Source organism: Collinsella sp. AM20-15AC (genome assembly GCF_003471405.1).
Classification (GTDB): Bacteria; Actinomycetota; Coriobacteriia; order Coriobacteriales; family Coriobacteriaceae; genus Collinsella.
In genome coordinates this window covers 130,005-150,246 of sequence record NZ_QRJA01000001.1, presented here as the reverse complement: position 1 = coordinate 150,246, position 20,242 = coordinate 130,005, and the positions used below count along the sequence as shown (strand labels likewise).

Here is a 20,242-nt window from a genome sequence, read left to right as displayed (position 1 = left end):
ACTTATGCCTCCTTAATGGGTGCCAGCGCCTGAGCAAGGTCGGCAGACGTCAGCGGTCGCAGGGACACCTCAAAGCTGAAGCTCTCAAAACGGGTGCGATAGGAATCGAGCACCTCGGAACCCCAAGAGTTCGAGCCAAGGCCGAGCAGCTGGTCGTTGATGTTGACCGTGACCGTATCGCCCTTGACAAGGTCGTAGACGTGCTTGGCGTTATCGATTGCCTCGCAGCTATAGGGCCATGCCGAGAACGAGAACGGGTTGGAGGCGGCATCAGCCGGACGAGTCACCAACACGCCGTCACCGTGACTGGAGCGCAGGGCAACCCAGCGGGTACCCTCACGGTTGGCGCAGTCCTGAGGCATAACGTAGGGCGTGAACATGTCGTCGACCGTAGTGTGGTAATGACCGACCGGGTTGGCGCGCAGCGAGTCCGGATAGTTCTCGCCCGGGCCGTGGCCATACCACTCGACGGCACGATTGCAACCGGGGACCTCGAAGGAGATGCCGATGCGCGGGATGATATCCGAGTAATCGCCGTAGGGCTCGCCGGAAACCTTGAGGTCGACGCGACCGCTCGGAAGCACGGTGTAGACGAGCTCGACGCGCATGCCGAACGCGCGGACGGGAGGAGCGATACGCTGGCTCACGGTAACGACGACCGCATTGCCGTCCTGCTTCCAAGAAACCTTGCGGGTAGACGTCTGCATCACATCGATGAAGTTGTCCTTCCACAGGGAGTCATACTCCTGAGCGTGGTTGTCGACGAGCGGATGCCAAAAACCAACCTGGGGACCAGAGGCCATTACGTCGCGGCCGGATGCCTTCCACTCGCTCACGGTACCGTTGACTTTGCTGAAGGTCAGCTCGCCGTTGAGGGAGTGAATGCGGATCTCCTGCTCGGTCTCCTCGACCGTAAGCTCAGGACGAGCGGGGGCGGCGATGGCCGGCGCCGGATGGTTTGCGATGGCAAACTGGCTTGCGCCCAGCTGGAACATCGGCTCGCACCAGGCGTGAGCCGCCATGGTGTAGGCGCACACGGTCAGCAGGGTCTCGCCTACCGCGGCCTCGCGAATCACCAGTGGCAGCTGGACGGATTCGCCGGGAGCCACCGCGCCGGGCATAAGCGTCTTGCGGCACACTACATCGCCGTCTACCAGGGTCTCCGCCGACAGGCAGACATCCTCGAGGGTAGTAAACCAGCGCTTGTTCGTGACGGTCAGCTCGCCCGCCTCGGTGTCATAAGCCATGCGAACCGGGCAGATGACCTGGCCATACTCAGTGAGGCCCGGGCTCGGCTGCTGCCAAGGGAACACCATGCCATCGATGCAGAAGTTGCTGTTGTTGGGGTAATCGCCGTTGTCGCCACCATACATATCGTAAGCAACGCCGTCCTCGGTCACAGCAGCCAAACCGTGGTCGCACCATTCCCAGATAAACTGGCCTTGGATGCAATCCCAGCGATCGAAGACCTCCTGGTACTCGGACAGGCCTCCGGGGCCATTGCCCATGGAGTGGCCGTACTCGCAGTTGATGCGCGGCTTGGGGAACGGATGCTCACCAAAGTCGTTCATCTGCGACACACGGGAGTACATCGTGGAAATGACGTCGACGGTATCGGCGTTGCGGTCCTCCTCGTAATGGACCGGACGATCATCGAGCTCGTGAGCCTTGGCGTACATCGCGCGGATGTTGCAGCCATAGCCGCTCTCGTTGCCCATCGACCACATAATGATGCAGGCGTGGTTGCGCTCCTGCATCACCAGGCGCTCAATGCGGTCGACGTAGGCCGGCTCCCATGCCGGGTCGTCGGTGACCAGGGCGATATTGCCGATATTCTCGAAGCCGTGACTCTCCATATCGGTCTCGGCGACCAGCATGATGCCATACTCATCGCACAGCTCGTAGAAGCGCGGGTCATTGGCATAGTGAGAGGTGCGCACCGCGTTGATGTTGTGTCGCTTCATGAGCTCCAGGTCACGGCGCATGCGATCGAGGCCCACGGCGCGGCCCTTGTGATCGTCGTGATCGTGGCGGTTGACGCCATGCATCTTAAAGTAGGTGCCGTTGAGGTAGATATGATTGCCCTCGACCGTCACCTCGGCAAGGCCCTGGCGATGCGGAACGTACTCGCTGACCTCGTCACCGTCGTAGACCTCAAACGTAAGGTCATAGAGGAAGGGGTCCTCGGGGTTCCAGAAGTGGGCATCGGCAACGCTGCACTCGGCATGGCCGTCGACGCACTCGCCCGTAGCGACCACGTTCTCGCCATCGCTGAGCGTAAACACGACGCGGGTAGCGCCCTCGGCCACCGTATCGAGCGTGATCAGAGCGGCATCGCCCTCGCGGTGCGTGCGGAACCTAAAGTCGACCAGGTGCGCGGCGGGACGCTGCATAAGGTACACATCGCGGAAGATGCCCGAAGCCCACCACATGTCCTGATCCTCGATATAGCTGCCATCGCTGTACTGCAGGACCTTGACCGCAAACAGGTTGTCGCCCTCGACGAGCGCGTCGGTCACGTCGAACTCGGCGGACAGACGCGAGCCCTTGGTCATGCCGATAAACTGGCCGTTGACGTACAGCTCGCCATAGCTCTCGATGCCGTCGAAGCGAATGATCTCGCGGGCGCCGGCAGGAACGGCGGGAAGGTTGACGATGCGCTGGTAGACGCCCGTGGGGTCGTCGGAGGGAACGAACGGCTGATCCACCGGAAACGGGAAACCCTCGTCGGTATAGGCAAGGTTGCCATAGCCATCTACCTGCCACAGGTGCGGGACCTCCACGTGATCCCACTCGGACTTGTACGTGGAGAGCTCCTCGTTGGAGACGGCAGCAGGCCCCTCAAAGAGGCGGAACTGCCACGAGCCAGACAGCTGGACAAACCCGCGCGACAGCTCGCGGCTGTACGTAGCGGCGAGATCGGCGGTCTCATAACCCATAAAGTACGCATGGGGTGCCAGGCGGTTCCTGTGGGTGAGCGCTTGGTTTTCCCAATCGTTAATGGCGTCCATGGTGATGCTCCTTCGTCATCGTAGTGATTCTTGTGCAACCGGTTGTCCTTATCTTACGGGCGATGCAAAAAACTGTGCAACCGGTTGTCCGCTGAACGGTCGATTTGGCCGGATTAACGGTGCAACCGGTTGTACAACCGCGACACTTATGTCACCCTGAATATCGAAACTCAACGCAAAACATCGTTCTTAAGCTCGTAGGCAACCGCCACGCCCGCTGATATCTCACCCACACGAGACGTATTCGATTGCGGCTTGGTTGCAAAACGACACCTGTCACCGGATATCATGAACGCTGTTCAGGTGCACTATAGTAAGCTGTATCCGCACCAGCCCGTATCAGTGACAACATCGACCGCATTTTCCAGGAGACGCCATGACCCAGCCAGTTCGCACCGCACCTACGCTTGCCGAGGTTGCCGCAGCTGCCGGCGTGTCGCGCTCCACGGCATCGCGCGCCCTCAACGATTCGCCCCGCATTAGCGAGGAAACCAAAAAGCGCGTCCGTGCGGCGGCCAAGAAAGTCAATTTTGTCCCCAACGCTCGCGGCCGAGCGCTCGCTGTCGGGCGCACGGAAATCATCGCCGTGCTCGTGACCGAGCCCCTGAGTGAGCTCTTCAGCGACCCCACCTATAGCGAATTTTTGAGCGGCATTACCGAGGAACTGTCGGAGTCGTCCTATCTGCCCGTTATCTTGCAGGCGTCTTCTACGCATGAGCGCAACCGCGCACGCGAGCACTTTGAGCGCCGCTCGTTCGACGCCGTGATCGATGTCTCCCCCTACAAGGGCAGCGAGCTGCTCGAGGTGCTGCGCGAGCTGGGCGTACCCACCGTGTTGTGCGGCCAGCTCGAGGGCCACCCCTATCGCGATGTGTTCTCGACAGTCTACTCTGACGACGAAGAGGGTGGACGCTTTGCGGCACTCGCTATGAAAGAGCGCGGGCGCAAAGATATCGTCGCCGTGTTGGGACCGCAAGACAACCCCGCTGTTGTCGACCGCCTGCGCGGCTACCGCACCGTCCTGGGCGAAGACCTCCCAGGCGCAAACGTTATCTATACCGGCTGGAACAGCGGAGACGGCTATCAGGCCATGCACCAGATCCTCGCGCGCGAGATTGCTTTCGATGGCGTGCTCTGCGGATCGGACCGTATCGCGGCTGGCGTCATCACCGCACTCAACGAGGCAGGCCTATCCGTTCCGGCGGACGTTTCTGTCGTCGGCTTCGACGATCACGAGATTGCGGCGCGCTGCGTCCCCGCACTCACGACCGTCCGCCAGCCCCTGCGCGAAGAAGGCCACATGGCCGCCAACATTGCGCTCGACATGATCAAGGGCGCCGAGCCCACCACCTCCGTGATGCACATGCAGCTCGTTCAGAGAGACTCGCTGTAGGAAACTGGGCCGGGCTTTTCGCCAGACAGTTGTTGCGGAAAGCCTGCCCCGTTTTGAGCGCTCATTCTGGGGCACAGTTTCCGTTAGACCGCTCAAGCGGAAACTGTGTCCCATTATTTTGCCGAATTCTGGGTCGCGCTTTCCCAGAGGACCCCCTTTGGGAAAGCGCGACCCGTTCTGGACGCAGATTCCGGGACGTACTTTCCGCAACGCCCGGTCATCCCATGCCCCCACAATCTCGGCGTATAAAAAACGAGGGAAGGCACGTGTCCTTCCCTCGTTACGGGCAATATGTAGCCGCTTGCCTACATCAGGCGCAGGCTGACGTCCTTGAGCTGGGCGCCGCTAACGGCACTCGGGGCGCCCGACATGAGGTCGGAGCCGCTGGCCGTCTTGGGGAACGCCATGACGTCGCGGATGGAGTCGGAACCGGTGAGCAGCATGCACACGCGGTCCAGGCCCAGGGCGAAGCCGCCCATCGGGGGCGCACCAAACTTGAGAGCCTCCATGAGGAAGCCGAACTGCGACTCGGCGCGCTCCTCGGTAAAGCCTAGGAGCTTGAGCATGGACATCTGCATTTCGGCGTTGTGGATACGCATACCGCCGCCGCCGGCCTCAAAGCCGTCCATGACAAAGTCGTAGGTGCAGGAACCGGCTGCCAGCGGGTCGGCCTCGATCTTGGCGATGTCGGTCTCGGTCGGCAGGGTGAAGGGCTGGTGCTCGGCAGCATAGGCCTTGCGATCCTCGTCCCAGTGGAACAGCGGGAAGTTGACGACCCACAGGAAGTCGTGGCCCTCGCGCTTGACCTCGAGCGCATTGGCCATGTGGGAACGCATGCCGCCCAGGATCTCGTCGGAGAGCAGGCGCGGGCCGGCGGCGAACATCACAAGGTCGCCGGGCTCGACGTCCATGCGCTCGCGCAGGGCAGCCATCTCCTCGTCCGAGAAGAACTTGACGATGGGGCTGTTGATGGAGCCGTCCTCGCGGAAGGCGATCCAGGCAAGGCCCTTGGCGCCAAACGTGGAGGCCACGCCGGCGAGCTTGTCGATCTTGGCGCGAGCCCAGACACCGGCACCCTTGGCGTTGATGGCCTTGACGACAGAGCCCTCCTCGTTTGCAGCAGTCGCAAAGACCTTGAACTTGGAGTTGGCAAAGATGTCGGTCAGGTCAACCAGGTGCATGCCGTAGCGAGTATCGGGCTTGTCGGAGCCATAGGTGTCCATGGCCTCCCAATAGTCCATGCGGCGCAGCGGCGTGGGCATCTCGACACCCATGCGGCCGAAGGCGTCGGCCAGGACCTCTTCGAGCGCGCTCATGACGTCGTTCTGGTCCACGAAGGACATCTCGATATCGACCTGGGTGAACTCGGGCTGACGGTCGGCACGCAAGTCCTCGTCGCGGAAGCACTTGGCGACCTGGTAGTAGCGCTCGACGCCACCGACCATAAGCAGCTGCTTCAGGAGCTGCGGGGACTGCGGCAGAGCGTAGAAGTTGCCCGGCTGGATGCGGCTGGGGACGATGAAGTCGCGGGCGCCCTCGGGCGTGGACTTGAACAGGGAGGGCGTCTCGACCTCCATGAACTCACGGTTGTGCAGCGCCTCGCGAATGGCAAAGGTAAAGTCGGAGCGCAGCTTGAGGTTGGCCATCATCTCGGGACGACGGAGGTCCAGATAGCGATAACGCAGGCGGGTGTCCTCGCTGGTCTCGATGCCGTCCTCGATCTGGAACGGCGGGGTGACGGACGTGTTGAGCACCTCGGCGTGGTCGGTCAGGACCTCGATCTCGCCGGTCGCGAGCTTGGTGTTGGTGGTCTCCTCGCCACGGGCGCGCACGACGCCGTGGATCTTGATGGGCCACTCGGGACGCATGGTCTCGGCGATCTTAAAGGCGTCGCCGTCGGAGTGCTCGGGGTCGAAGGTGAGCTGCGTGATACCCTCGCGGTCGCGAAGGTCGCAGAAGATAAGGCCGCCGTGGTCGCGGCGACGGCTCACCCAACCGGTGAGGGTGACCTCTTCGCCCACGTTCTCGCTGCGAAGCTCGCCGCAGGTACGGGTGTGCATGGAATGCTCGTCGATGGGACGGGTCTGGCTCATACCAGTGATCCTCCTTTATGGATCTGTGCCGCCCCGTGTCGTTCCGGGCGGCGTCGTACAGATTTGCCCGGCCTGCGTAAACCGCGCAGCCAGACATGGCGTTCTATCTTATCGCACCTGTGTCGATGTGCCGCGGAAAAGTAGCTCCTGCCCAAAGACTTGACGGAGACGAAACAATTGACGCGCCGCGGCACCCGCCCGCGCTCGTCACGTGCGACAATGTGCCCCAATACAACTGCACTCGGAAAGGCCCGTCATGACCGCACACCTCATCGTTATGGATATCGACTCCACCCTCATCAACCAGGAGGTCATCGACCTGTTGGGCGAGGAGGCCGGCGTAGGCGAGCAGGTGGCACAGATCACTGAGCGCGCCATGCGCGGCGAGCTTGACTTTAAGCAGGCACTCGAGGAGCGCGTGGGGCTGCTCGCCGGCCTGGACGAGAGCGTGTTCGAGCGCACCTTTGAGCGTGTGACGTTTACCCCCGGCGCGCTGGAGCTTGTGCGCTCGGCGCACAGCAAGGGCTGGAAGGTCGGCGTGGTAAGCGGCGGCTTTCACGAGGTCGCCGATAAGATCGTGACCGCCGCGGGCATCGATTTTTGCCTGGCTAACCGCCTGGAGGTCGTGGACGGCAAGCTCACGGGTAAGCTGGCGGCAGACATCGTGACCAAGGAGTCCAAGCTCATCCAGCTGCTGGACTGGGCAGTTGAGTGCGGCGTCGATATGGCCCATACCGTCGCGATCGGCGACGGCGCCAACGACATCCCCATGATCCAGGCCGCAGGCACGGGCATCGCATTTTGCGCCAAGCCCAAGACGCGCGAGGCCGCCCCGTTTACCATCGACGAGCGCAACCTGATGCTCGCCATGGACATCATCCTGCGCGACTAGTCGATCCGTCCAACAATTGGATCAGTCTGTCCTATAGTTTCCGAACAATTTTGTCTTAGTGTTCGGAAATATACCCTTTGAGTGCTAGACTTTGCGCCGTCGAAGGGAACATATATGGATAAGCGAGATCTTGAGCAATTGCTGAGCGATGTTGCCGGCGGAGCAGTCACCCCTGCCGACGCCCTCACGCGCATCCAGACGGCTCCGACCGCCGATTTGGGCTTTGCGCAGCTCGATCTTTCGCGCGGGGTGCGCCAGGGGGCCGGCGAGGTTGTCTACGGGGCCGGTAAAACCGCCGATCAGATTGCCGCCATTATCGAAGCACTGCGCGATGCCGGCCAGGAGCGCATCCTGGTCACGCGCCTGGATGCCGAAAAAGCCGCGCGCACCGCTGAACTTCTTGGCAACGGCATCGACCTGGGATATGTCCCGGACGCACAGCTCGCCCTCGTGGGCGGCAAGCCCTCCCCTACCGGCAACGAACGCATCGTCGTCGCCTGCGCCGGCACGAGCGACCTGCCCGTCGCCGAAGAAGCCGCGTTGACGGCCGAGTTCTATGGCAACGAGGTCGACCGCCTCTACGACGTGGGTGTCGCCGGCCTGCACCGTCTGCTTGCGCATGCCGAGGAACTTGCCCAGGCACAGGTGGTCATCGCCATTGCCGGCATGGAGGGCGCGTTGGCGAGCGTTATCGGCGGCCTGGTGAGCTGTCCGGTCATCGCCGTTCCCACCAGCGTGGGTTACGGCGCGAGCTTTGGTGGCGTAGCCGCGCTGCTCGCCATGCTCAACTCCTGTGCCAGCGGCGTTTCGGTCGTCAACATCGACAACGGCTTTGGTGCCGCCTACCAGGCAAGTCTTATCAATCATCTGAGCGCCGGCACGCCCTGCGCCCGTTAAGGAGCATTCCATGTCCAATCATCAGCACACGCTTATCATCGACGGCACCTCGGGCATCAGCGGCGATATGACCGTCGCGGCCCTGCTCGACCTAGGCGCCAGCGAGGAGCACCTGCGCGAGCAGCTCGCCACGCTGCCGGTCGACGGCTTTACGATCGCCGTCACACGCGTAAGCAAGCATGGCATCAACGCCTGCGATTTCGACGTCCAGCTTGCAGAGGAGCTCGAGAACCACGATCACGATATGGCCTGGCTCTACGGCAACGAAGCAGCTGCCGAGCACACGCACGAGCATGAGCACCACCATCATGATCATGGCGAGCACGAACACGAGCACTGCCACGAGCATGACCATGAGGGCCACGGTCATGGCCACGAGGGTCACCATCACGCCCACCACCATCACCACCGTTCTTTGGCGGACGTCACCGCCATCATAGATGGCTCGCAGCTAAGCGATGGCGCCAAGCGTCGCGCGCTCGCCATCTTTACCGCGCTCGCCGCCGCCGAGGCCAAGGCCCACGGCAAAACGCCCGAGACCGTCATGTTCCACGAGGTGGGCGCCGTCGATTCCATCGTCGACGTCTGCTCTGTCGCCATCTGCCTCGATGCCCTGGGTATTGAGGACATCGTGGTCGAGTCGCTCTCCGAGGGTCACGGTACCATCCGTTGTGCCCACGGTCTCATGCCCATTCCCGTCCCCGCTGTCGTCAACCTGTGCCAGGCGGGCAATATCGCCCTCACGCCCGCACCGGTCGCCGGCGAGCTCGTCACGCCCACGGGTGCCGCCATCATCGCCGCGCTGCGCACGTCCGAGCACCTGCCGGCCCGCTACCGCATCGAGGCCGTCGGCTACGGCGCCGGTAAGCGCCCCTACGAGGGCTGCTCCGGTACGCTCCGCTGCCTGCTCGTTCACGCGGACGCATAGCCATGGATGCCCGCAAGGCAAAAAGCCGCGCTGCCATCGTTGCGGCGTTCTCCGAGCTGCTGCGCGAAGAGGACTACGGCAAGATCACCGTCGGCGACATTATCGCTCGCGCCCATGTGGGTCGGGCCACGTTCTACGGCCTCTTCAAAAGCAAAGATGACCTACTGTCCGAACTCGTGAGCGACATCTGCACCCACGCCCTCGACGACGATGGCACACCGCTCGACGACCCACTCGTGCAGGTCGAGCATATCCTCAACAACCTCTGGGAGCGCCGCCAGGGTGTACGAGCCCTCGTAGCCGGCGCCGGCTCACGCGTCTTCGCCGACTGCTTACGCAAGACCATCATGTCACGGGCAGCCGAAACCGTCCCTACCGACCCAAACGGCCCCGCCGCCACCATGGACCGAAGCTTCCTACTACACCACATAGCCTCAAGCTTCGTAGGAATGGTCCAATGGTGGGCCTGGCACAACTTCCAAGCAGATAAGGCCGAAGTAGCCAAAGACTACCTATCAGCCATACAGCCCCTCTTCAGCTAAGTAAGGCTCCCATCCCAAAGCGCCATCCCAACAAAGCGCCCATCCCTTCCCCAAGTCACGTTTTCTTGTAAGGGCACCCAAAAACAAAGCGCCCCTCCCATCCATATTCAGATATATATGTTGGGTTGCTTGTTCCAACGCGACTAAGATCCCGCAGCTGGCCGCATGGGGTAACTTCCCAGCGCATTCCGCAGGACGAAAGAACCCCCGCCGCACGAAGTGCGCAGCGGGGGTTCTTTCATGTCCGAGGACGCGCTGGGAAGTTACCCCATGCGGCCAGCGGACAACTATGTAGCCTTGGACTAGAACATGCCCAAGAAACCATGCACAAACAGCGCGGCCACGATAGCACCGACAAACGGCGCGATGCCAGGAACAAGCAGGCCATACTTCCAGTTGTTGTCAGCCTTGTTCTTAATCGGCAGCACCTGATAGGCCATGCGAGGACCAAGGTCACGTGCCTGGTTCATGGCGAAGCCGGTGATGCCGCCCATGCCCATGCCAACAGCCCAAACAATCAGACCGACGCAGATGGCGAGCATCAGAACGTTCTCGCCGGCGCGGCTAGCGGCAGCAAGGATGGCGCTGATGAACACAAAGGTGCAGATAGCCTCGCAGAAGAAGTTACGGGCATAGTTGGTACCCTCGGTGGTGGGGTTGGTCGAGAAAATGTTGCGCTGGGCAATGGGGTCGACGACGCCCTCGGAAGCCTTGAACTCATCGGCATACATAAACCAAGCGATTACGGCACCCACAAAGCCGCCGAGCATATCGGCAAGCATAAAGGGGATGCAGTTGCCCCACGGCACCAAGCCGACGATGCACTGGGCAAGCACCATAGCCGGGTTCATGCACACGGCGCCGCCAAAGACAAACAGGCAGACCGAGATGCCAAAAGACCAAGTGGTGATGGCAAACATGTGACCGGAGCCCTGATACTTGGTGCCTTTGAGCACGGTATCGCAGTGCACGCCCACGCCAAAGACGATCATGAGGGCCGTCGCGCCGAATTCGCAGAGGAGTTTGGTAAGCATAAAACCTTATCTTTCTTATCGGTTACAAACGATTCGTTTAAGCCGCGCACTAGTGCTGTGCGACGACAACACCCAGGCCATCGGGGATGACGGCGACCTTGGCGTCGGCACCCTTCATCTCAAAGGCGAGCTTGAGCGCCTCCTCGAGGGTGTTGACCGGCGTCATGTGCATATCCTTGAGCATCTGGTGATCGCACAGGTCGGTAACCATGATCACGGGGTGATGTGCCAGGATGCGAGCGAAAATCTGGCTCGTCCACTGGTCGGGCAGGGTCTCGTCCTTGGGACGATCGATGCAGGCGCGCTCAAACTCCGCCGGGTCGTTGTCGGCGATGTTGTGATAGAAGCCCTCGCCGCCGTGACCGTCGGCACAACCAGCGACATCGATAATCACGCCACCCTCGGGAAGCGTGGCCTCGGCAGCGCACATGCCCTTCACGGCCTGGTAGATATTCTGGTCGAGCGGGTAGCCGCCGTTGGTGGTGATGGCGATCTCGCACTCGACGGGCTCAACGCCGGCAAGGCTCTTCACGAACTCGCAGCCAGCCTCGTGCGCCTTGTGGATGTCGCCGGCAAAGGAGCCAATGACCTCGTGCTTGCCGTTGAGCACCACGTTGAGCACAAAGGCAAGGTGGGCCATCTCAGCGGCGGCAAACATGTCCTCGCTCACGTGGTTGTGGCACAGGTTGCCGGCGCGCGAATGGGAATCGTTCACAAACTGGCCGTTGTGGTTGTACATGATGGTCTTGTAGCTGGCGATGCCAGGCAGGACGGACTTGCGGCTGCCAGAGAAACCGGCAAAGAAGTGCGGCTCAATGAAGCCCTCGGCAAGCAGCAGATCGCAATCGGCAGCAATCTTGTTGATGATGCACTCGCCACCAGAAGGCAGGGTGCCGATCTTTTTCATCATGCTGTCGTCAGTCGCGACGTGCATAACGATTTCCTCGTTGGCAACGATCTCCTCGCCATACTTGTTGACGAGCTCCTCGTGCGTCGACGGACGGTGCATACCCGTAGCAACCAGAATGCGAACGCGCGCCTCAGGCGCAGCGGAGTGGATGTGATGCAGCAGAATAGGCATCGTCACACGCGAGGGAACGGGGCGCGTATGGTCGGAGCTAATGATGACGATATCCTTCTTGCCAGCACAAAGCTCCTCGAGCGAAGGTGAGCCATAAGGGTTGGCAAGCGACTCCTCTACCAGCTCTTCCTGCGATTTTGTAGTCTTAAACTCGTTTTGATGGCCTTCCATCACACCCGCGAAGTTCTTATCCTCGAGCTCTAGATGCAACGTCTTATGGTCAAACGGTAGTTCACATTCAAACAATGACGAGCGCCCTCTTCCTTTCAACTGACACACTAGATAAACCGTTGGAAGGATACGCCGCTCACCGAAAAACACCACCGTCCACCGAGTCGTTAACACAACGTTCATATTTGACCCACAACAAAACGGCCGCGATCCCAAACGGGACCGCGGCCGCAACAGTCATAAGGCGAGAAGCGCCAAATGCGCCACCAGGATAGACCCCATCCAAAACGCGCGAAGCGCGCTATCTTTTCCTCAGCAGTAATCCGCCGAAGACCGGACATCGTAGGGCCCGCCATAGGTTTACTTTTAGGCACACTCCGCAGGACGCAAGAAGCCCTCGCCGCACGAAGTGCGCAGCGAGGGCTTCTTGCATGTCCGAGGACGTGCCTAAAAGTAAACCTATGGCGGGCCCGGACGACTACAGGGCTATCGATTACCCTGTGTTCTGCAATCCTGCCGAGACGCCAGTCACAGTCGAAAGAATCAGGCTCATGTACTCGGCCTTCTTCTCCTCGGCCATCTCGTCCTGGTTCATACGCACCTCACGAAGGGCGCGGACCTGGGCGATGGACAGGGCGTCGACATAGGGGTTACGCACGCGAACGGCGCAGCCGAGCACGCGACGACGCTGCAGCGGCCACTCGTCACCGACGATGGCAAGGACCCACTTACGCGTGAGCTGCATCTCGGTGAAGACCTTCTCGGACAAATCCTGGCGATCGCCCAGGTGTAGATACATCTTGGCAATGCGCTGATCGGTCTTAGCAATCGACATCTCGATGTTGTCGATGAACGTGCGGAAGAACGGCCACTCCTGGTAGGCAGCCTTGAGCTGGTCAAGGTCACCAAGCTGCTCGCAGGCGGTGCCCAGGCCGTACCAAGCGGCCAGGTTAATGCGTGCCTGGCTCCAGCTGAAGATCCACGGAATGGTACGCAGGTCGTCGAGCGACTTGGCGCCCAGGCCGCGCTTAGCGGGACGCGAGCCGATCGGCAGCAGACCGACTTCGGTCAGCGGCGTCACGGTCGAGAACCACGGTGTAAAGTCCTCGGTGTTCAGCAGGTCCAGATAGCGCTCGTGGCTTGCAGCGTTAAGCTTCTCGGCCATACCCCAGAACTTCTGCGTGGTCTCTGTGTTGGTCTTCTCGACACTCGGGGCCGACTGCAAAAGCGTTGCGGCGGCAACGGACTCAACATGGCGCTGAGCCAGCGTGCGGTTGCCGTAACGGGCAAAGATGACCTCGCCCTGCTCGGTGAGCTTAAAGAAGCAGTTGACCGAACCCTTGGGCTGCGCCAGCACGGCCTTGTTGGCCGGGCCGCCGCCACGGCCAACGGCACCGCCGCGACCGTGCATGAGCACCAGGTCGATATCGTTCTTCTCGGCCCACTTGGCAATGCGCTCCTGCGCGGAATGCAGCGCGAGCATGGCCGTGGTAGGACCGGCGTCCTTGGAGGAGTCGGAATAGCCCAGCATAACCTCCATGCGGCGGTTGGTCTGGGCAAGACGCTTCTGCACCACGGGCAGCGTAAGCATCTGGTCGAGCACGTCGACGCAGCCCTCGAGGTCCTCGAGCTGCTCGAATAGCGGGATCACGTCGAGCTCGGGGACATCTTCCTCGTGTGCGAAGGACAGGTGGGCCAGCTCGAAGACGTCAGCCACATGCTGGGCGCTCTTGGTAAACGAGATGATGTAGCGGTGCGCCATCTTCTTGCCGTAGCGCTTTTGGATGGAGCCGATGGCACGGAAGGTATCGATGACTTCGCGCGTCATGGGCTGCAGGTCGCCATGGATACCGTTCTCGTGGATATCCTTGAGGGCGCGGGCATGCACCACGGAGTGCTGACGGAACTCCATCTCGACCATATGGAAGCCGAAGGACTCGACTTGCCAGATGATGGTCTGGACCGGGCCGTAGGCGGCACGGACGGCACCGCAGGCGGCCAGCGAACGCTGGACGACGCGCAGGTCATCCAGGAACTCGTCGGCGCTGTGGTACATGGTGTCGGTGATACGGCGCACGGTGGCGTTCAGACGGTCGGCCATGACGAGCATGACGGCGCGATGCGGCTCGTGCTCGGAGATCAGCTCGGCGCGGGCCGTGTACCGAGGGCTCATCTCGACCTGATGGTTCCACAGGTTAATGAGCTCGGCCGACGGCTTGCTGTAGGTAGCCTCGAGCGTGAGGTTGCGGCCGATGTGGCGGCACTTGTCCTCGAGCTTGAGCACCATGTGCGTAAAGTACTTGGCGGCGACCTCACGGCTCACCTTGGCGGTGACGTTGGGGTTACCGTCGCGGTCGGAACCGATCCAGCTGCCGGGATGGAAGAACGCCGGGCACAGCGGCGGCACAGTACCGGCCTTGTCGCCCAGCACCCAATCGTCAAAACGACGATAGATAACGGGGATAACGTCGAACAGCGTGTTATCGAAGATGTCGATGATGGTATCGGCTTCCTCGACCGGCGTGGGCTTCTTGAGCGCGATGGGGCTCGTACGCACCAGGGCGTCGATCTCCTGCAGCATATGGCGCTCGTTCTCCACCAGGTCGGAGCCGCCCAGACGCGGACGCTCCTCCAGCAGGTTGGAGATACGGCGGATCTTGCCCTCGACGGCCTTACGACGGGCCTCGGTGGGATGTGCGGTAAAGACAGGGTGGAACTCGAGCTTGTCGAGCAGCTCGTTGGCACCCTCGACACCCAGCTCATTCACCAGCTGGTGATAGGCAACGGTAAGCTCGTTGGCAGGATCGACCTCGGTATCGGTCGACGCACCGGCCTCGCGCTCGCGCAGCTGCGCCACACGGTAGTTCTCCTCCGACAGGTTTGCCAGATGGAAAAAGCTCGTAAAGGCGCGGACAATGACCTGCTGCTTATCGAGCGGCAGGCTGTCGATCAAATCGACGACCTCACGAAATGCCACGGCAGTGGGCTCGTCGGCGGTGGGCACGCCCTGCTCGTCGACGGCTTCGTCGGCAGCGCAGGTACCGGGGTTGCCGGCATTGACCACAATCTCGGCTGTCAAAATCTTGTCGAACAGGTCCGCGATCTCGGGATCATACTCGCTAAGCACACGGCGCTCCAGGCGCAAGAACAGCGCCAGATTGTCGCGCAGCTCCTCGGGGATCTCGATCTCGGCGAGACGCTCCCTGGACTCGGCATTCGAGCCGATTCGGTTAACGAGGCGGTTGACCACGGCAGCGACGCGCGCCGCGGCTTCGGGTACAGACTGGTTGCTTAGGTTCTCAGCCACGTTTCCTCCCATTCCTCCTTCTATGCACGTAACATGCGGTATTCATTATAGGCGCTTGAGAAATACTTTCGACACTGATTGCGCTTTACCACACAAAAGTATTTTCTGCATTGCAAAGGTTTTTGCCCTAAATGGTCGTATTTCTCGGTGGGCGGCATACGTAAACGGAGGCATTCCGCATAAAAGCGAAACACCCCCGTAACAATCGCTCTCCATGAGCAGGGCACGTTAGCAGGCCCGAAGCTCAAAAAGATGCGCTACAGGCGCTCGCGAACCGCCTCGACGACGTTGTCCAGATCGGCGAGCACCTCGTCATGGCTCTGCATGTCGCGCACTTTGACCTTGCCGGCGGCAAGCTCGTCGCCACCCAGGACCAAGATGAGCTTGGCGCCTACCTTATCGGCTTGCTTAAACTGGGCCTTGAGCGAACGACCCTGATAGTCGGCCTCGGTCACAATCCCTGCGGCGCGAAGCTCCTGCGTAATGGCAAAGACGTTCTGACGCAGCTCCTTGCCGGCGTTGGCGACATAGACGCACGGGGCCTCATCGGCACCCAAATCGCTGCCAAAGGCCTGCAGGGCCAGCAGGGCGCGCTCAAAACCGACAGCAAAGCCGACGCCCGCCGTGGGCTTGCCACCCTCGAGCTCGACCAGGCCATCGTAGCGGCCGCCGCCGCCGATGGAGCCGACGCCGGCGCCAGGGGCCTCGACCTCAAAGACAGTACGGGTGTAGTAGTCCAGGCCGCGCACCAAGGTGGGATCCTCGACATACTCGATACCGGCGGCATCCAGATAGCGCTTGACCTGCTCGTAGTGCTCGCGGCACTCATCGCACAGGTTGTCACCCATCAGCGGAGCCTCGGCCATGATCTCGCGGCAGTGGTCGTTCTTGCAGTCGAAGGCACGCAGCGGGTTGAGCTCGGCGCGCTCGCGGCACTCATCGCACATCTCGTCGGCGTGATCGAGGATGAACTGCTTAACCTGCTCGCGATAAGCCGGACGGCACTGGGCGTCACCCATCGAGTTGATGAGCAGACGAAGCTTGGAAAGATCGAAGCCCAGGCGCTTGTAGAACTCCATGAGCATGATGATGCACTCGGCATCTGCCGCCGGATCGGGAGCGCCGAGCCACTCGATGCCCACCTGGTGGAACTGGCGCAGGCGGCCCTTCTGGGGACGCTCGCCGCGGAACATGGCCTCGGCGTAGTACGCCTTAAACGGCGTGGAGCCCTGGGGCACCAGATTGTTCTCGACGACGGCGCGCACCACGCCGGCCGTGCCCTCGGGGCGAAGTGCTAGGCGCTGCTTGGGCTTGAGTTTGGTGTCGGTGCCCTCGGTAAAGACGCGCTCCAGGTTGGCACCGCTGAACACACGGAACATTTCCTTGCGCACGACGTCGGTCGACTGGCCGATACCGTGGACAAACACGTCCACCTGCTCGATCGCGGGCGTCTCGATGGGTTTAAAACCAAACGGCTCGAACACGCCGGCCGCAATCTGCTGCATCTTTTGCCAGGCGCGCATCTCGGCGCCGATAAGGTCGCGGGTTCCCTCCGCCTTCTGTGCCTGCATGGGCAAACACCTTTCTTTTGTATCGCGTCATAGGTAGTGGTCATTATACGGCACAAACTCAAACCGCGGCGGTGCATCTGACCGAACGAGGGTATGGGGACTCGTTCGGCCAGATGCACCGCCGCGACAGCTGATCCGCTTTCCTCCGACCCCTTCGGGTCACATGATCTGCTGGGGACGAAGGAAAGCGGACCGTCCTTTGACCTGCGGCGACCTTGGAAACCGAATGATGGTACGAGCATCCATTCGGCTCCCAAGACCGCCGCGGGCAGATCAGGGTGAGCCGGCAAACGCGGCAGCGCCCTTACTCTCCCGCCGCGCTCGCGCGCAGCTTGGCGGCAATGGGCTCGGATGCCAGCAGGAACACGAGCATGACCACGGAGCACGCCAGGCATACAATCCAGGTGCTCGCAAAGGAGCCCGTGGCATCGAACAGCACGCCCGAGACGATGGCGCCCACGGTGCCACCGGCCATCTCGAGCGAGGTAATGGTGCCCGTGACCTTACCCAGGTCGGCCATGCCAAACTGCTTAGACGCAGCGATCGTGGGCGTTGGAGATGTTGTACTGCGCAAGGGAAATGCCCAAGTCGCTGACGATCAACGGCTGGAACAGGCTCATGCAGTTGACGAAAATCGTGTAGCACGTGGCCACGATCACGAAGCCAGAGGCCACCACGAGCCAGCCGGGGAAGAACTTACGCTGCTGGGACATACTGCTCCTTATTTAACAAACGAATAGCCGGCGCCGGGCGCCGGTAGTGCCCAAGATTGCCTTGAAAGACAAGGGCATAGGCCTTACGGCCATGCCCGCAGGCTTGAAAGGCAAGGTTGGGTGCTACCGGTGGTCGGCGATATAGCCCAAAGCGACGGCGGTATAGGCCGCGGCACCGAGCGGCAGCTCGGCATCGTTAAAGCGTGCCTTGGGATGGTGCTGGGCAAAATGCTCATCCGTATCGGTTACAGCGGCGCCCACGGTAAAGTACGCACTCGGGATCTCGCTCGAGATCAACGCGAAGTCCTCGCTCGCCATGGCGTGGAACAACGGCAGGAAAGCTGCCTTGGGCAATGTCGCACTCACATAGCCCAGCGATGCCTGAGTCATATCGTCATCGAGTACGAGCGGCGGAACATCCGAGAGCGTCTCGATGGTCGCCGGCGTGCGATACGTTGCCGCGACGCCATTGACGACCTCCGCGATGCGGGCCTTGAGGTGCTCCATGAGCTCGACATCGAAGCCACGCAGCGTTCCCTCGAGCACACAAGTATCAGGAATGACATTTGCGGCCTGACCGCCGGCGAACTTGCCAACGGTAAGCGCGACCTCCTTGGCCGCCGGCACTTCGCGAGCGATAAGCTCCTGAAGTGCCAGATGCACGTGCACACCCGCCGTAATGGGGTCGATGCAGATCTCGGGGCTCGAGCCATGACCGCCCTTGCCCTGCAGCGTGATGCGGAAACCGTACACGCCCGAGAGCGCCGGACTGCCGTAAAGCACCAGGCCAAGCGGCGACTGGCTATTGACATGCATGGCAAAGGCGACCTGAGGGCGCGGGTTCTGCAGCAGACCGTCGGCGATGGCGGCGCGGGCACCCTCAAAGGTTTCCTCGCCCGGCTGGAACAGCAGCTTAACCGTGGCGTTGGCATCAACAAGCTCAGTCTCGCGCGCTTTGAGCATACGAGCCGCACCAAGCAGCGCCGTCGCGTGCATATCGTGACCGCAAGCATGCATGCAGCCGTTGACAGAGGCAAAAGACTCGCCCGACTCTTCCGCGACGGGAAGAGCATCCATGTCACCGCGCAGCATGATGACCGTGCCGGCCTGATCGTCCGTGCACGTACCGTTGCCCTGGGCCGCCACGGCCGCACCGGCACCGATGAGGCCCACAACACAGGAGCCGTCGACGAGCGTGGCAAACGGGATGTCCATCTCGGTCAGGCGCGCTTGGATATACGCAGAGGTCTGTGGAAGGCTATTACCCAGCTCGGGCATCTGGTGGAGATCGTGTCGCCACGCAGCGAGCTCGTCTGCAAAAGCCTGAGCTTCTGCAACAAGACCGTCACCGATAGCGGTCTGCGCCGCGGCGGTGGCCTTGGGCGCTGATTGCGGTTGAAGATCGGACAAAGCTGGTGCCATAGATGCCCTCCAGTATCGTTTTTGCAGCAAGCACTTTGATAGCGTAAAGTGCAAGGTACTACTTTAAGGGCGAGGCATAAAAAATGCCGCCCCGAGAGGGCGGCGCAACAAGTTGTTTACAATTGCGGGCGCGGCTTTTTGCGCAAAAAATCGAAGTGAGTCTCGCTCAAGATAATCGACAGGAAGATAAGCACGAAGCCGGCGAGCAGGCGCGAGGTGAGCGCCTCCCCCATCAGCAGCACCGAAAACAACACGCCCGAAGGCGACTCCATCGAAAGAAGCAGTGAGCCCGTCGGGGCGGGGACATGCGCCAAACCGACGTTTTGGACGAGCAGCGCCGCGCATGTGCAGCCCACCGAGAGGAAAACAGCCACACCGATAAACTCCGGCGTCCATGCAGAGAGGGGTGCCTGAGTCTCGAATAGCAGCGACGTGATTAAACTCAAAACGCCATTGCCCACAAACATCCAAAACGTGATGACGTTGATGTCCATCTTGCGACCGTACTTGGCAGTCACCGCCATCTGGATGGCGAAGAAGATCGCGCCGCCCAAGGTAATAACATCGCCGGCATTGAACTCGACGCTATCGAGCGCTACCAGGCCAATACCCGCCAGGCACAACAACGCTGCACCCAGGTTATACCGGGTAAGCTTTTCACCGCTCAGGACATAGCTTGCAAACGGCACAAGGATGCAATACGTGCCGGTCAAAAAAGCGCTCTTGCCCGCCGTGGTCTGTGCCAGGCCGATCGTCTGCAAACCGTAGGCACCCCACATGAGCGCGCCCATGCCAAGCCCGACGATCAGGTTGCGGGCATTGAAATGAGCGATGATGCGCTTATGGAAAATTGCAAACATAACCAGTGATGCCGGGAGAAAGCGAACATAGACCAGCTCGAACACCGGAATGGTGTCGAGTGCGTCCTTCATAGTGGTAAAGGAGTAGCCCCAGATAATCGCCACCGAAAGCAGTAGAACTTTCCAGAACAACGGCGAGCGTGCGCCGGCACCCCGGGGAATACCACCCGCGCCCAAATCCTCACGGGCTACAGGGCTATCGGGCATGTTTTCGATTTCGTTGGCAGCGTATTGGGCCATGGAACATCCTCGCACTCAATCTGGGCGTGGTGTCCGCACGCGTATGGCTGCGTGCCGCCTCATGGTCAAATAAAAACGGGACGCGCC

At 61.2% G+C, this 20,242-nt stretch carries 15 protein-coding genes; 5 read left to right on the top strand and 10 right to left on the bottom strand.

The window, feature by feature from the left end; all coding sequences use genetic code 11:
• Positions 1-2: 2 nt before the first annotated feature.
• Positions 3-3,011 (bottom strand): glycoside hydrolase family 2 TIM barrel-domain containing protein, encoded by a 3,009-nt coding sequence (locus tag DW233_RS00665; RefSeq protein WP_118266186.1) that lies wholly within the window; start codon positions 3,009-3,011, stop codon positions 3-5.
• 376 nt (positions 3,012-3,387) lie between these two features.
• On the opposite strand from DW233_RS00665, the gene DW233_RS00660 reads away from it, so the two are divergent.
• Positions 3,388-4,404, top strand: coding sequence for a LacI family DNA-binding transcriptional regulator (locus DW233_RS00660; protein ID WP_117736199.1), 1,017 nt, complete (start codon positions 3,388-3,390; stop codon positions 4,402-4,404).
• A gap of 305 nt (positions 4,405-4,709) precedes the next feature.
• On the opposite strand, the gene aspS is transcribed toward DW233_RS00660, so the two are convergent.
• Positions 4,710-6,497: an aspartate--tRNA ligase gene (aspS, locus tag DW233_RS00655; protein WP_117862452.1), complete on the bottom strand. Its 1,788-nt coding sequence runs from the start codon at positions 6,495-6,497 to the stop codon at positions 4,710-4,712.
• 256 nt (positions 6,498-6,753) lie between these two features.
• Between aspS and serB the strand changes: the two genes are divergently transcribed.
• From serB to DW233_RS00635, 4 genes are all read left to right on the top strand, one after another.
• Positions 6,754-7,389 (top strand): phosphoserine phosphatase SerB, encoded by a 636-nt coding sequence (gene serB, locus DW233_RS00650; RefSeq protein ID WP_118266185.1) that lies wholly within the window; start codon positions 6,754-6,756, stop codon positions 7,387-7,389.
• A 114-nt stretch (positions 7,390-7,503) separates the two neighbouring features.
• Positions 7,504-8,286: a nickel pincer cofactor biosynthesis protein LarB gene (gene larB, locus DW233_RS00645; RefSeq protein ID WP_118266184.1), complete on the top strand. Its 783-nt coding sequence runs from the start codon at positions 7,504-7,506 to the stop codon at positions 8,284-8,286.
• Between the two features lie 10 nt (positions 8,287-8,296).
• Complete coding sequence (locus DW233_RS00640) at positions 8,297-9,214, top strand: LarC family nickel insertion protein (RefSeq protein ID WP_117842803.1); 918 nt, start codon at positions 8,297-8,299, stop codon at positions 9,212-9,214.
• A gap of 2 nt (positions 9,215-9,216) precedes the next feature.
• A complete protein-coding gene (locus tag DW233_RS00635) occupies positions 9,217-9,756 on the top strand; it encodes a TetR/AcrR family transcriptional regulator (protein WP_118266183.1) in 540 nt (179 codons plus the stop codon).
• Between the two features lie 302 nt (positions 9,757-10,058).
• Here DW233_RS00635 and larD read toward each other — a convergent pair whose 3' ends face one another.
• From larD to DW233_RS00595, 8 genes are all read right to left on the bottom strand, one after another.
• A complete protein-coding gene (gene larD / locus DW233_RS00630; protein ID WP_117765423.1) occupies positions 10,059-10,790 on the bottom strand; it encodes a D/L-lactic acid transporter LarD in 732 nt (243 codons plus the stop codon).
• Between the two features lie 49 nt (positions 10,791-10,839).
• Positions 10,840-12,117 (bottom strand): nickel-dependent lactate racemase, encoded by a 1,278-nt coding sequence (gene larA / locus DW233_RS00625; protein WP_164473274.1) that lies wholly within the window; start codon positions 12,115-12,117, stop codon positions 10,840-10,842.
• A gap of 418 nt (positions 12,118-12,535) precedes the next feature.
• The gene (locus DW233_RS00620; RefSeq protein ID WP_370448029.1) at positions 12,536-15,349 is read right to left on the bottom strand and encodes a phosphoenolpyruvate carboxylase; all 2,814 of its coding nucleotides are present in this window, start codon (positions 15,347-15,349) and stop codon (positions 12,536-12,538) included.
• Positions 15,350-15,606: 257 nt separating this feature from the next.
• Entirely contained in the window at positions 15,607-16,920 is a 1,314-nt protein-coding gene (hisS, locus tag DW233_RS00615; RefSeq protein WP_117640032.1) for a histidine--tRNA ligase, read from the bottom strand.
• Positions 16,921-17,224: 304 nt separating this feature from the next.
• On the bottom strand, positions 17,225-17,440 hold the full coding sequence (locus DW233_RS00610; protein WP_199574551.1) for a hypothetical protein: 216 nt from the start codon (positions 17,438-17,440) through the stop codon (positions 17,225-17,227).
• Between the two features lie 10 nt (positions 17,441-17,450).
• Positions 17,451-17,633: a hypothetical protein gene (locus DW233_RS00605; protein WP_118266180.1), complete on the bottom strand. Its 183-nt coding sequence runs from the start codon at positions 17,631-17,633 to the stop codon at positions 17,451-17,453.
• 123 nt (positions 17,634-17,756) lie between these two features.
• Positions 17,757-19,055, bottom strand: a complete 1,299-nt coding sequence (locus DW233_RS00600; RefSeq protein WP_118266179.1) for a M20 family metallopeptidase — start codon at positions 19,053-19,055, stop codon at positions 17,757-17,759.
• Positions 19,056-19,171: 116 nt separating this feature from the next.
• Positions 19,172-20,155 (bottom strand): DMT family transporter, encoded by a 984-nt coding sequence (locus DW233_RS00595; protein ID WP_118266178.1) that lies wholly within the window; start codon positions 20,153-20,155, stop codon positions 19,172-19,174.
• Positions 20,156-20,242 lie beyond the last annotated feature (87 nt).